Annotated in this window: 11 protein-coding genes; 6 read left to right on the forward strand and 5 right to left on the reverse strand. The window is 72.5% G+C overall.

What is annotated here, in order from left to right; all coding sequences use genetic code 11:
• Positions 1–99 precede the first annotated feature (99 nt).
• Positions 100–738 carry a hypothetical protein gene (locus OV090_RS40325; RefSeq protein ID WP_267710184.1) on the forward strand — a complete coding sequence of 213 codons (639 nt, stop codon included), beginning with the start codon at positions 100–102 and terminating at the stop codon, positions 736–738.
• A 101-nt stretch (positions 739–839) separates the two neighbouring features.
• On the opposite strand, the gene OV090_RS40330 is transcribed toward OV090_RS40325, so the two are convergent.
• Both OV090_RS40330 and OV090_RS40335 read right to left on the reverse strand, forming a co-directional pair.
• Positions 840–1,349, reverse strand: coding sequence for a hypothetical protein (locus tag OV090_RS40330; RefSeq protein WP_267710185.1), 510 nt, complete (start codon positions 1,347–1,349; stop codon positions 840–842).
• A gap of 58 nt (positions 1,350–1,407) precedes the next feature.
• Positions 1,408–2,412: an ABC transporter substrate-binding protein gene (locus tag OV090_RS40335; RefSeq protein WP_267710186.1), complete on the reverse strand. Its 1,005-nt coding sequence runs from the start codon at positions 2,410–2,412 to the stop codon at positions 1,408–1,410.
• A 101-nt stretch (positions 2,413–2,513) separates the two neighbouring features.
• Here OV090_RS40335 and OV090_RS40340 point away from each other — a divergent pair, with 101 nt between their 5' ends.
• The 4 genes from OV090_RS40340 (at position 2,514) to OV090_RS40355 (ending at position 8,492) form a co-directional block, all read left to right on the forward strand.
• Entirely contained in the window at positions 2,514–3,755 is a 1,242-nt protein-coding gene (locus OV090_RS40340) for a hypothetical protein (RefSeq protein ID WP_267710187.1), read from the forward strand.
• Positions 3,756–3,922: 167 nt separating this feature from the next.
• Complete coding sequence (locus tag OV090_RS40345) at positions 3,923–6,772, forward strand: serine/threonine-protein kinase (protein ID WP_267710188.1); 2,850 nt, start codon at positions 3,923–3,925, stop codon at positions 6,770–6,772.
• Positions 6,773–6,993: 221 nt separating this feature from the next.
• Positions 6,994–7,557, forward strand: coding sequence for a hypothetical protein (locus OV090_RS40350; protein WP_267710189.1), 564 nt, complete (start codon positions 6,994–6,996; stop codon positions 7,555–7,557).
• Positions 7,558–7,619: 62 nt separating this feature from the next.
• A complete protein-coding gene (locus tag OV090_RS40355) occupies positions 7,620–8,492 on the forward strand; it encodes a hypothetical protein (RefSeq protein WP_267710190.1) in 873 nt (290 codons plus the stop codon).
• Positions 8,493–8,771: 279 nt separating this feature from the next.
• On the opposite strand, the gene OV090_RS40360 is transcribed toward OV090_RS40355, so the two are convergent.
• On the reverse strand, positions 8,772–9,725 hold the full coding sequence (locus tag OV090_RS40360; protein ID WP_267710191.1) for a YafY family protein: 954 nt from the start codon (positions 9,723–9,725) through the stop codon (positions 8,772–8,774).
• 84 nt (positions 9,726–9,809) lie between these two features.
• Between OV090_RS40360 and OV090_RS40365 the strand changes: the two genes are divergently transcribed.
• A complete protein-coding gene (locus tag OV090_RS40365; RefSeq protein ID WP_267710192.1) occupies positions 9,810–10,250 on the forward strand; it encodes a GFA family protein in 441 nt (146 codons plus the stop codon).
• Between the two features lie 9 nt (positions 10,251–10,259).
• On the opposite strand, the gene OV090_RS40370 is transcribed toward OV090_RS40365, so the two are convergent.
• Both OV090_RS40370 and OV090_RS40375 read right to left on the reverse strand, forming a co-directional pair.
• Positions 10,260–11,144 (reverse strand): sterol desaturase family protein, encoded by an 885-nt coding sequence (locus OV090_RS40370; RefSeq protein WP_267710193.1) that lies wholly within the window; start codon positions 11,142–11,144, stop codon positions 10,260–10,262.
• Between the two features lie 303 nt (positions 11,145–11,447).
• Entirely contained in the window at positions 11,448–12,254 is an 807-nt protein-coding gene (locus OV090_RS40375) for a hypothetical protein (protein WP_267710194.1), read from the reverse strand.
• Between the last annotated feature and the right edge of the window lie 184 nt (positions 12,255–12,438).

Consider the following 12,438-nt stretch of genomic DNA (forward strand, 5'->3'; position numbering starts at 1 on the left):
GCCGTCATGTGGGATACCCCGGAACCGGCCCGATTTGCCCGCAGCCGCCCTCTTGCCGCGAAAGACGGCGTGGCCCGGGACTTGCTCGGTACACCGGTCATGCACAACCATCGCGCTCTTCGCGGCCTCGCTTGCGCCCTCTCCCTCCTGCTCGCCTGCACCGACAAGGGCGGCGACACCACCGAGGAGACCGGGACCGAGGGCACGCAGACCACCGACGCCGCGACCACCGACGCGCAGACCACCGAGACCCAGCCGACCGACGCGCAGACCACCGACGTCGAGACCGGCGCGCCGGTGGCCGGCTGCGAGTGCGCCGACGGCGATCCGTGCAGCGTGGAGCTGTGCGAGACCGCCTCGCTCGTCGAGGACGAGGACACCGGCGGGCAGGACGAGACCCAGCTCGAGCTCGCCCTGACCTGCGCGCTCGAGGCCCTGCGCGACCGCAAGGTCGGGCACATCGGCTGGCACGTGCGCAGCGGCGCCGGCCAGATCGACGAGCACGGCCACTTCGAGATGTTCGGCGACGGCACCGCGCGCTCCACCAGGGGCGGCGTGGCGGACCTGTGCGAATGGATCGTCGACGACGTCACCGTCGTGACCTTGAAAGATCCGTCCGTGTTCGCCGGCTGCCTCACCGAGCCGGCGATCGAGAAGCGCTTCTCCTGCCTCCGCCAGGCGGAGCTGGACTACCAGTCGACCTGCGTCGAGGGCGAGACCGACTGCAGCGGCGTGTGAGCCCTGCGCGGGCCACCGGGCTCGCGCGTGCACTCGAGCAGCTCCGCTCGACGCGCCCATCACAGAAGGGCGCGAATCACTCCTGTCGGCGCCCGCGCGAATCACTTCGGGCGCGGCTCGATCTCGGCGCTGGTCGTGCGCGTCAGCGTGCCCGTCTGGCACGTCAGCGCGACCTCCGGGAAGTGGAACACCCCCGCGTAGCCGCGCTCCTTCGCCTTCGGATCGTCGACCGCCTTGAGCGTGCCGTGGTAGAGCGTCTGCTGGTCGCGGCACACCTCGGGCACCTTGCTCGCGGTCAGCTCCTTGCCGCCGTTCTGCATCGGCGTCGGGTCGGCGGCCTCGCCCACCGGGCAGGACAGGAGCGCCAGCACCATCTCGTTGCTCGGCGCCGAGTCCAGGACCCCGAGGCCGAGGCCCATGCGCTCGCCGGCGAGCGGACCCTCGCCGAAGCTGTCGCCGGACTTGTAGACCCAGCGGACCTGTTCGGCGAAGCCGCCGCGCAGCTGGCCGTCCGGGACCTTGCAGTAGGGCACGTCGATCACTTTGTAGGCCGACGGCTGGCCGCACGCGGCGACGAACAACGACACGAGCACGAGGGAGCTGGCGCGCATGATGAGCGAGGTCTAGCACCGGCGCGCGGCCCGCCGCAACGCTCGACGAAACCGCCCTTCAGCTCTTCTCGGCCTCGGCGAGCAACTGAGGGGCGAACAGCTGCTGCAGGTCGGCGCCCTCCAGCTTGACGAAGCCGAGCTTCTGCGCGTCCTCGGCGTTGCGGATCAGCGCCGCCGGCACCGGGTCCGACGTGAATTCGAGGTTTTGCCACGCGCGGTCGATCGTCGCCGGGGCCAGGGCCTTCCCGGTGACCTTCTTGATCGCCGCGTTGGCGACCTCCCGGGCCTCGCCCGCGTGCTCGGCGATCCACTTGTTCGCGGCCGAGTGGCCGCGCAGCAGCGCCAGCAGCGTCGGCCGGCGGGCCTCGATCTGGCCCTTGCGGGCCAGCAGCACCGTGGTGGTGTAGCGGCGGTCGGGCCACAGGTCGCGCTCGTCGACCAGGACCTTGCCGCCGCCCTCCAGGATCAGGCGGGTCGCCCACGGCTCGGGCACCCAGGCGCCGGCGATCTCGCCCGACTGGAAGCTCTCGAGCGTCTGTGCGTTCTCCTGCGGGGTGACGCTGACGTCGCCGCCGCCGAATTCGTCGACCTTGAAGCCCTGGCCGATGAGCCATGTCCGAAGGGCCACGTCCTGGGTGCCGCCGAGCTGCGGGGTGCTGACCTTCTTGCCGCGGAGGTCGTCCGGCCCGCCGACCTCCGGGCGGACGACGAAGAACGCCCCGCCCGTGGCCGCGCCGGCGATCACCTTCACCTCGCCCTTCGACTTGACGTAGGCGTTGACGGCCGGGTTGGGCCCGACGTACGTGGCGTCGAGCGCCCCCGACAGCAGCGCCTCGATCGCCGCCGGCCCGGCGTTGAACGTGAACGTCTCCAGCGCCGTGCCCTGGGCCGCCAGCGCCTCGCGGAACAGCCCGCGCTCGACCCCGACCAGCGCCGTCGCGTGGGTGATGTTGGGGAAGTAACCGAGCCGCAGCGCCCCGGTGTTCTCGCTCGACGGGCGGCACGCGCTGGCGACGGCGAGGGCGGGGAGGCAGGCGGCGAAGCGGCGGCGAGACAGCGTCATGGCTGGGAGGGGTTTACCATAGTGGATCTCCTCCAGCATACTGAATCTCGCCGGACCTGGCGTCCTCGGCCGGTCCTGGGCTACCTCTCGCCCCGCGCGCCATGCTCCATCTGCTCCTGTTCGCCGCGCTCGCGCCGGCGCCGCCGCCCGCAGCGCCGCCCGCCGACCCCGACCGCTTTTATCCGCCGGCGCGCGAGCACCTGCTGCTCGCGCCGGCGACCGTGGGCGACGGGCCGCTCAAGTTCACCCCGGGCAAGGGCCTCGAGGTCAAGAGCAAGGACGGCCGCTACAGCCTGTCGCTCAGCCTGCGCACCGGCTTCATGTACAGCGGCCGGCGCCAGGGCGGGGCGGCCTACGACCACGCGTTCGAGATCCGCCGCCTGCGCCTGGTCTTCTCCGGCAACGTCTTCAGCAAGTCGATCAAGTACTTCGTGCAGCTGGCAGTGGCCCCGCGCGAGCTCAACTTCGTCGACGGGACCGCGCGCAACGGTCCGCTGCTCGACAACTACGTGGTGTTCGACCGCCTGCGCGACGCCAACCTGCGGATCGGCCTCTACCGGGTCATGTACACCCGCGAGCGCAACATCGCCGACATCAACCCGCTGCTCATCGACCGCTCGCTGGCCAACGCCGAGTTCAACGTCGACCGCGACATCGGCCTCGACGTCCGCTCCGAGGACGTCGGCGGCCTCGGCAAGCTGCGCTACTACGCGGGCGTCTTCATGGGCGACGGTCGCGACCAGAACCGCTTCAGCGACCCGGGCCTGATGTACACCGCGCGCGTCGACTTCCTGCCGTTCGGCCTGTTCGACGACTACGAGGCCAGCGACCAGACCCGCCTGCGAAGGCCGAGGCTCAGCCTCGGCTTCGCCTACGCCTTCAACGACCGCGCCCGCAACAACCGCGGCGTGCTCGGAAGCCCGCCCTCCGACGGCGGCACTACCAACTATCACAACCTCACCACCGACATGATGTTCAAGTGGGCCGGCTTCAGCCTCGAGGCCGCGTTCCTGTGGCGCCAGGGCCGGCGCAACCCCGGCCACGCCGTCGACGACATGGGCGCCCCGCTGCCCGTCGAGGCGGCCCGCAACGGCCACGGCTGGATGGTCCAGGCGGCGTTTTTGATCCCGCGGACCGGCCTCGAGCCGGCCCTGCGCACCAGCGGGATCCGCGGACTCGGCCTCACCTCGATGCCCGACCGCAACGAGCTCGGCGGCGGCCTCAATTATTACTTCGCCGGTCACAACCTGAAGCTGCAGCTCGACTACTTCCGCACCTGGGACCGCGACGCCGCCGATCTGGCCGGCGACCTGGTCCGCCTGCAGCTGCAAGTCGCGCTGTGACTCGGCCCGCAGCGCGCCGCTGTGGGCCCGAGAACGCTGTCAGATTATCGCTCGGGCGCGGGCGCGCCTTGCACGACGAGAGGGGCTTGCCCATTACGTTCGGCGTGCATGGTGTGCCGGTGGAGCCGCACGACCGGTTATTCGCAGCAGCTGTCCTCGGGGACAGCTTGCGAAGGAGCGCAGACGCGGGCGACCGGCCGGGCTCCGCGGCCGTCGGCGGCCAGGACCCGACCCTCGTCGCCACCCTCGAGACGCGGCCTCGCCGCCGCCCCCGCTCGCTGTGGCCGCCGACCGAGGCGCCCTCGACCGGCGAGACCCGCTACGTGTTCGGCGAGGTGTTCGCCGCCGGCGGCCTCGGCGTGGTCCGGCGCGCCCACGACCGCCGGCTCGGCCGCGTGGTCGCCATCAAGGAGCTCCTGCGCGACAGCCCCGACGCCCAGCGCCGGTTCGCCCGCGAGGCGACGATCACGGCCCGCCTGCAGCACCCGAGCATCGTGCCGCTGTACGACCTCGGCCGGCGGTCCACCGGCGAGCCGTTCTACTGCATGAAGCTCGTCGACGGCGCGAGCCTCGACGCCAAGATCCAGCAGGCCCGCGACCTGGCCGAGCGCCTGCGCCTGGTCGAGCACGTGATCGCGGTGGCCGACGCGATCGCCTACGCCCACGACCAGCGAGTCATCCATCGCGACCTCAAGCCGGCCAACGTGCTGATCGGCCGCTTCGGCGAGACCGTGGTGATCGACTGGGGCCTGGCCAAGGACCTCGCGCGGCCCGCCAGCGACGTCGAGGTCGATCAGACCGTGCGCTCGGGCGAGCGCAGCCGCATCGACGAGGACCTCACCGAGGTCGGGGCGATCGTGGGCACGCTGCGCTACATGCCGCCGGAGCAGGCCCGCGGCGAGTCGGTCGACGCCCGCAGCGACGTCTACGCCCTCGGCGCCCTGCTCTACCACGTGCTCGCCGGCCACCCGCCGTACGCCGAGGCGAGCGGCCCGGCGCTGGCGGCCCGGGTGATGGCGGCTGACCTCGAGGACCTGCGCGAGCGGGTCCCGGGCGTGCCGCGCGAGCTGGCCGCGATCGCCCACCGGGCCACCGCCGCCCGCCCCGAGCTGCGCTACCCCAGCGCCGCCGGCTTCGCCGAGGACCTGCGCCGCTTCCAGGCCGGCCGCATGGTCTCGGCCCACAGCTACACCCTGGCCGAGCGGCTGCAGCGGTGGATCCGGCGCCAGCGGGTCCTGCTGGCGTTCGCCGGCCTCAGCGCGGCCGCCAGCTTCTTCGCCTTCAAGGCCCACGAGGCCAGCTTCGACGTGTGCAGCGGCGGCGCCGCGGCGATCGCCGGCGCCTGGGACTCGCCGCAGCGGCGGGCCGCCGCCGACAACTTCAGCGCCGCCGGCCCGGCCTTCGCCCTCGAGGTGTGGCCACGCGTCGCCGCCTCGCTCGACGCCTACGCCTCCGCCTGGACCGCGCAGCACCACGAAGCCTGCCTCACCCACCGTCGCGGCGAGCAGTCCGATCATCTGTTCGACCGCCGCATGGCCTGCCTCGCCCAGCGCAAGGCGGCCCTGGCCGAGGCGGCCACCTTGCTCGGCGAGCGCGACCCCGAGGTCTCCCTGCACGCGCTCGAGCTGGTCGGCGGCTTGCCGTCGCTGGCGCGCTGCCACGACGTCGCCGCCCTCGACGCCGCAGTCGCGCCGCCCGCCGATCCCGAGGCCGCAGTGCGCGTGAGCGCGGTGCAGGACGGTCTGGTCAAGGTCGCCGCGCTCGACCGGGTCGCCCGCACTCCGGCCGCGCTCGCGCTGGCCGACGAGCTCGTGACCGAGGCCGAGGCGATCGGCCACGCGCCGACCCTCGCCGAGGCGTTGCTGCGGCGCGGCGAGCTGCGCCTTCACGATGACGCCGACGACGCCGCCACCCGCCTGCAGCTCGCCCAGCTCACTGCCGTGCGCGCCGGCGCCGACGAGATCGCCGCCGAGGCCGCCGCCCTGCTGGTGTTCGTGCGCGGGCGCCAGGCCGGCGGCACCGAGCGCGGGCTGTCCGAGCTGCCGATGGCCGAGGCGCTGGTCGCCCGCCTGCCGCCCCACGATCCGCTGCGCGGCCTCCTCCTCAACAACTCCGCAGTCCTGGCCCGCTCCGCCGGCGACCACGAGCGGGCCCGCCGGTTGCTCGACGAGGCGCTCCGGGTCCAGCGCGCCGCGCCCGGGCCGGCGCGGGTCGAGGTCGCGTACACGTTGACCAACCTCGCCATGCTCGTCGAGGACCCGGCGCCCCGCGAGGCCGCCCTGCGCGAAGCCCTGGCGATCCTCGAGCGCGAGCTCGGCCCGGCGCACGCGCGGACGATCGAGCTGCGCGTGCTCGTCAGCGTCTACACCCTCGATCCCCGGGTCGCGCACGCCCTCCTGCGGCCCGGCTGCGACGCGCTCGAGCGCTTCTCGCCCGGCGCCTCGCCGGTGCGCATCCGCTGCCTCGCTCACCTCGCCCATCACGCCGACGAGGCCGGCGACGAGGACGCCGCCACTGCCCTGCGGATCCGCGCCCTCGGCCTCATCGACCCGCGCTCCACTCTGGTCGAGGACATCGTCGTGCGCGCCCACCTCGACCTCGTCCGCGGCGCCCACGACGACGCGGTCGTTCGCCTGCGCGGCGTCCTCCTGAGCGACCTCGCCGGCGACACCTGGTGGGTGCGCGAGCGTCGGGCCGGCGTCCTCCTGTTGCTCGGCCTCCACCTGCGCGCCCGCGGCGACCTCGCCGCCGCCCGCACCGCCTTGCAGGCCGCGATCGACGACTTCGTCGCGGTCGCCGCCACCACCAGCAGCGTCGTCAGCGATCAGCAGCTCGCACGAGCCCGCGTGGCCCACGCCGAGCTCGCGATCCTCGGACCCCCCGATCCCGAATGGCAGGCTCAGGCTTTACGCGACCTCGACGAGGCCGACCGCTGGTACGCCGCGGCCGGCGTGGCTTACGCGTGGCGCCGGCACCAGCTCCGCGCCCTCCGTCGCCGCTTGACCGACCCCGCCTGAGATCGCCCGCGGACTCGCATCCGACCTCGGAACCCGGAGTTCCCCTCGTCACCGACCTTACGAGCAGACTGCTGCAGCGCCGCGCGCCTGAGTTCGCTCGCCCCCAGGGGGTCTGGAGGCCCGAAAAGCCGCGTTCGCCGGCCGCGCAGATCCGCCCGCCCTCGATCTCGGCCACAGGGCCCGCGCCCGAAATAAACATTCGGCGCTATAGTTTGAGCTCGATGACCGCCGCTCGCGCGACAATCCTCCCCGCCGGTATCACTCGCTGGGCGCTGTCCGCCGTCGCCGCGGCCGCGATCGTGGCCGCCTCGACCGCCGACGCCGCCGCCGACGCGCCAAAGATTTCCACCAAGATCACCGCCAAGGGTGAGGTCGTCGCCAGCGTGACCCTCGCCGCCGCGCCCGCCGCCGTGCGCGAGGTCCTCGGCAGCGCCGAGCGCTCGCACGGCCTCTCGCCCTTCACGGTGTCGGCCAAGGCCTCCCCCGACGGCAGCTGCGAGCGCGTCAAGCTCAAGACCCGCGGCCTGCTCTCGCCCTTCGAGCTCGAGACCCGCCGCTGCCCCACCGCCCACGGCTGGAAAGAGACGCTGATCGCCTCGGAGCACTTCGTCGAGTACTGGAACGAATGGGTGGTCGAGGACACCGGCGCCGGCGGCTCGAACGTCACCTTCAGGACGCGCACGATGCCCAACGTCGCCGTCCCCGAGGCGATCATCCAGTCCGAGACCCGGCGCGTGCTGGCCAAGCTGATGCACAACCTGTCCGCAGCGGTCGGCGGCGGCTGAGCGCGAGCGCCCCGGGGGCGCTCGAGCTTCTCGCCGCCGCACGCCCGTGCGACCCTCGCCGCGTGCCGCAGTGGTCGCTCGTCTGGCGCCTCGCGCCGTGTCTCCTCGCAGTGCTGCTCGTCGGCTGCATCCGCAGCCAGATCACCGAGGTCGAGCAGCAGTCGTTCGGCACCCGCACCTTCGCCGCCGGGTACGAGGCGACCTTCGCCGCCGCCCTCGACGGCCTGCGGGCGCTCGGCTACCAGCCCCTGTTCGTGAGCGCCGCCCAGGGCCGGATCACCACCACGCGCCGGCAAGCCGGCGCGACCGCCGGCATCGGCCTCGCTGGCACGTTCGCGGCCCCGCTGTTCCGCCAGTACGACCTCCGGCTCGTCCGCGTCGATCCAAGTCACACCCGCGTCATCGCCCACCCGCGCTGGTACGAGGGCGAGCGCGACCGCTCGCACGAGGCGGTGTGGCAGATGAGCGGCCGGGACGGCGAGTACGAGCACTGGCGCGCCCTGTTCGCCGAGATCGAGCGCGGCTGCAATCGCCAGGGCAGCAAGCTCACCGAGGCCGAGCTGCAGTCGCTCGGCACCCGCACCTTCGCCGCCGGGTACGACGCGACCTTCGCCGCCGCCCGCGACGCCCTGCCGGCGCTCGGCTACCAGCTCCAGTTCGCGAGCGCCGCCCAGGGCCAGATCACCACCGCCCGCCGGCAAACCGGCGTGAGCGCCAACACCACCCTCGACAGCGTGTACGTGCTCGCGGAGTTCCGCCAGTACGACCTCCGGCTCGTCCGCGTCGATCCGGGCCACACCCGCGTCGTCGCCCGCCCGCGCATCTACGAGGGCGAGCGCGACGTCTCGCACCTGGCGGTGTGGAAGATGAGCGGCCAGGACGGCGAGCCAGAAAACTGGCGCGCCCTGTTCGCCCAGATCGAGCTCGGCCTGTGAACATTTCCCAAAAGACATGTCTGTTTCTACATGTCGATATGAACATTGTATTTCGAGCATGTCCTTGGGGTCATGCAATTGGACGCGTCCAGCATCGCCGCGGGCGTTCACGATCACGTGCTCGCCACGCTCCGCCCGCGCCCTCCTCGCCGCAGACACCACGGCGTGAGCGCGGGCATCCACCATCCCGCGCTCACCATGAACCGCGCGCCCCGTGGGCAGCCGGCCGCCCACGGCGGGCGGTGAGCGCGGAGCGACGAGCCGGCGCGGGCCGGCGCGTCACGAGCGCGGCACGGTCGCGCCTCGCTGCAGCCGGGCCGCGATCGCCTGCAGCGGCGCGGCGAGCTCCGCCGGCTCGATCAGCGTGAACTCGACGCCCGCATGGACGATCAGCGCGGCCAGGGCCTCGGCCGAGTCAGCGCCGATGACGAACACCGAGCCGCTCGCGTCGGACGACTCCCGCAGGCCGATCCACGGCGGGACGCGCTCGGCGATCGCCTCCGGCGACGCGTGCAGGCGCACGCGAGCCTGCTGGCGGTACGGCGCCACGGCGATCGACCGCGACACGTAGGTGGCGACGTCCTCCGGCAGCTCGCGCGGCGAGAACCGGGCGCCGCGCGCCAGCTTCGGCGCCACGCGGTCGACGCGGAACGTCCGGAAGCTCTCGCGGCCCTGGTCCCACGCGACCAGGTACCAGACGCGACCGGTATGCACGAGGCGCAACGGCTGGACCTGGCGCGTCGTCGACTGGCCCTGCCGGTCGCCGTATTCGAAGCGCAGCTCGACCTCGTCGCGGCACGCAGCGGCGATCGTCGTCAACACACCGAGGTCGACCGCGGTCCCCCTGTCGAGCAACGACAGGGTCACTCCCGCCAGCGCGCCGAGGCGCCGGCGCAGACGCGACGGCAGGAGCTGATCGAGCTTGGCCAACACGCGCAGGGCGACGGCCTGCAGGTTGGCCACCGTCCCGGCGGCCCCGAGCGCGACGGCCACCGCCAGCGCCTCGTCGTCGTCGAGCAGCAGCGGCGGCGTCCTCGTGCCTGGGCCCAGGCGGTAGCCGCCGCCCGGTCCCGAGGACGCCTCGATGGCGTAGCCGAGCTCGCGCAGCCGGTCGACGTCGCGCCGGATCGTGCGGACATCCACCTCGAGCCGCTCGGCGAGCTCGTCCCCGGGCCACTCGCGCCGGGCCTGGAGCAGGGAGAGGAGCCGCAGCACCCGCGTCGAGGCCTTCACCGACCCAGGATAATCGAGGACCGATCCTGTCCTCAACCCCGGCTATGACTGGCGGCGCGTCGCAGACGCGAGAAAGGCAGCACGATGAGCGACACGACCAAGGAAGCGGGAAACGGTTCGAAGCGGACCTACCACGGGAGCTGCGTGTGCCGCAGGGTGCGCTTCGAGGCGGACATCGACCTCTCGCAGGGTACCGGCAAGTGCAACTGCACGAGCTGCTGGAAGCGACGCTGGTGGAGCGTCAAGGTGCGCCCGGCCGACTTCCGCGCGCTGGGCGGCGAGGAGGAGCTGAGCAAGTACCGGCCGGGCGCCGCGAGCGGTCACGGCGGGCACTGCAAGCACTGCGGCGTCACGCCGTACGGCTTCGTCGACGCGGCGGAGTGGAACGACGGCGAGTACGTGTCGGTCAACGTCGCCTGCCTCGACGACCTCGAGCCCGCCGACCTCATGGCGGCGCCGATCCTCTTCATGGACGGCCGCAACGACGACTGGTGGCACCCGCCTGCCGAGACGCGGCACCTGTGATCCTCGCCCTCACGGCCGGCGCAGCAGCAGCAACTTCAGCCACGTGCGTGGCATGGTCGCCGGCTCGCTCAGGCCCAGCGTCGGTACGCTCGACCCGGGCGGGACGTACGTCCCGCCGACGTGGTCCCACAGCGTCAGCAGCAGCGAGTGATTGCCGATCTGCGTCGGGTCGGCGCTGTGGTGCAAGCGATGCACCTCCGGCGTATTGAAAAACCGGGACAACCACGGATTGCGCGTGTCGACCCCGGTGTGCGACGACAGCCCGAGCGCGGTGTCGAACATCGCGTAGGCGAAGATCACGTCCGGCGCGAACCCGCAGGCCACCAGCGCCAGCACCGGCAGCGTGCGGAAGAAGAACACCAGGAGCGGCGCGTTGACCGTCGACATCAGCGCGTAGAGCTCGCGCGGGTAGTGATGCAGCGCGTGCATGCGCCACAGCAGCGGGTGCTCGTGCGACACGCGATGGATCGCGTAGGCGGCCCCGTCGGCGACGACGAAGCCGAGCGGCGCCGCGATCGCCAGCGGCAGCGACGCGGCCGGCCCGAAGCCCTCGGCGCCGAGCCACAGGGCCAGCTGTGCCGCCACGATCCCCCCGGCCCCGTCGAGCACCCCGCCGAACGCGAAGAACAGCGCGTCGCGCGGCACCTCGCGCAGCCGCGGCCGCCAGCGGCCCACTGTCAGCTCGAGCGCCGTCAACACCACGAGAAAGCCGGTCGCAGTCGCCCCGATCATCGGCCCCCGCGGTGAATCGGTGACCACCGTATAGGCCGTCAGCGCCGCTGCCACCAGCAGCGCCGTCGGCATCAGCCCCCGCCGGACCGCCACCTCCAGCCCACGTGCGACCTCCCATTTGCGCCCCGAAGTCATCTCCGCATCGATTGCCCGCATCGTCATTCGCTGACCCTCCTGCAACGTCATCGTCCAGCCTCGCGCCCATGTGCGCGTCGCCGCCCTCTCTCATGATTTCGCGGCGCAGCTCTCCACGTTCATCACACCGCCGAGGCCCCCGACGAGACCGGCGCAGTTCGGCTCGCACATCACCCGGTCTCTGTCAGCTCGCCCATGCCTCGCGCTCACGCGAGAGTCCGCGCTCCTCGCAGCCGCGCTCGCGCAGCTCGCCGTTCGCCGGTCTTTCCGCGTCGTCGGCTTTTTTCACCTCGAACTGCGCTCCTCCTCTCGTGCGACCCTCCGCGGCGCTCAGGCGTGGACCCGCCGCCAGTAATCGACGATCGCCCGCGCCCGCTTGCCCGTCGGCTCGGCGTAAGGGATCAGGCGCTCGAGCGGGTAGTCGGCCGGCAGGCAGCGGGCAGGTAGCGCAGGTTCGTCGACGAACGTCACCCGGTAGTGTGCCGGGCCCGCGGCCAGCCAGCGGCGGGCCGCCTCGTCGCCGTCGATTCCCGGCGCGTGCAGGTACCCCTCCAGCTCGCGCTCGAATCGCGCCAGCACGCGGGCCCGCTCCTTGACGTCGAACAGCGCCACCAGCCGCCGGTCGAGCGATGGATCGGACTGATCGGGGCAGCGGAACAGGAACAGGTGCTGCGACAGCCCGTGCGCCGCCACGGCCTCCTCGATCGGCGCCGTGTCGATCTGCCCGTTGATGTACACGTTCTGCGCCAGCTTCTGGAAGCCGTAGCTCTTGAGCGCGTCGCGCACGACCTGCCGCTCGCGCGTGTCGCCGGCCTCGAACGAGAAGATCGCCAGCACGTAGCCCTCGGGCCGCGCGAACCGCTGCTGCACCGCCAGCCCGATCGAGCTGCCCGGCGCCCCGAGTCGGTAGCGTGTCGCGCCCTCGTCGTCGAACGCCTCGATCGCCCCGCTGCTGCGCAGCCGCGACAGCGCCGTGCGGATGGCCCCCGCCCCGTGCCCGGCGAACTCCGCCAGATCGCGCATCCCCGCGGCCGTCGCGTGCGGCAGCCCGGCCAGCAGCGACGTGGATCCGCGAAACACCAGCGGCGCGATCAGCAGCTCGTTCAGGGACACGGCGTGGCGTTCGAGGAAGGACATGGGGCGCGTTACACGTTCGACTGCAAGTATCTGCATCTGTGTAACACGAGAAATCGGCCCACACAAGCCCCCACCGGGCGCAGTCTCGCGCAGCTCGGGCGCGACCTGGTCGCTATGGCCCGATCTGCCCGCTGGAGCTGCGCTCGCCTCCTCATGAACGCGGTCGTCGACAACTCATGGACAT

It is taken from the genome of Nannocystis sp. RBIL2 (assembly GCF_026626745.1).
In the GTDB taxonomy this organism is placed as follows: domain Bacteria; phylum Myxococcota_A; class Polyangia; order Nannocystales; family Nannocystaceae; genus Nannocystis.

Bases quoted from the DNA above. Each gene is read 5' to 3' on its own strand.
- OV090_RS40365 (WP_267710192.1), top strand. From the start codon at position 9,810: ATGAGCGACACGACCAAGGAAGCGGGAAACGGTTCGAAGCGGACCTAC.
- OV090_RS40350 (WP_267710189.1), top strand. From the start codon at position 6,994: ATGACCGCCGCTCGCGCGACAATCCTCCCCGCCGGTATCACTCGCTGG.
- OV090_RS40375 (WP_267710194.1), bottom strand. From the start codon at position 12,254: ATGTCCTTCCTCGAACGCCACGCCGTGTCCCTGAACGAGCTGCTGATC.
- OV090_RS40340 (WP_267710187.1), top strand. From the start codon at position 2,514: ATGCTCCATCTGCTCCTGTTCGCCGCGCTCGCGCCGGCGCCGCCGCCC.
- OV090_RS40370 (WP_267710193.1), bottom strand. From the start codon at position 11,144: ATGACGATGCGGGCAATCGATGCGGAGATGACTTCGGGGCGCAAATGG.
- OV090_RS40335 (WP_267710186.1), bottom strand. From the start codon at position 2,412: ATGACGCTGTCTCGCCGCCGCTTCGCCGCCTGCCTCCCCGCCCTCGCC.
- OV090_RS40330 (WP_267710185.1), bottom strand. From the start codon at position 1,349: ATGCGCGCCAGCTCCCTCGTGCTCGTGTCGTTGTTCGTCGCCGCGTGC.
- OV090_RS40325 (WP_267710184.1), top strand. From the start codon at position 100: ATGCACAACCATCGCGCTCTTCGCGGCCTCGCTTGCGCCCTCTCCCTC.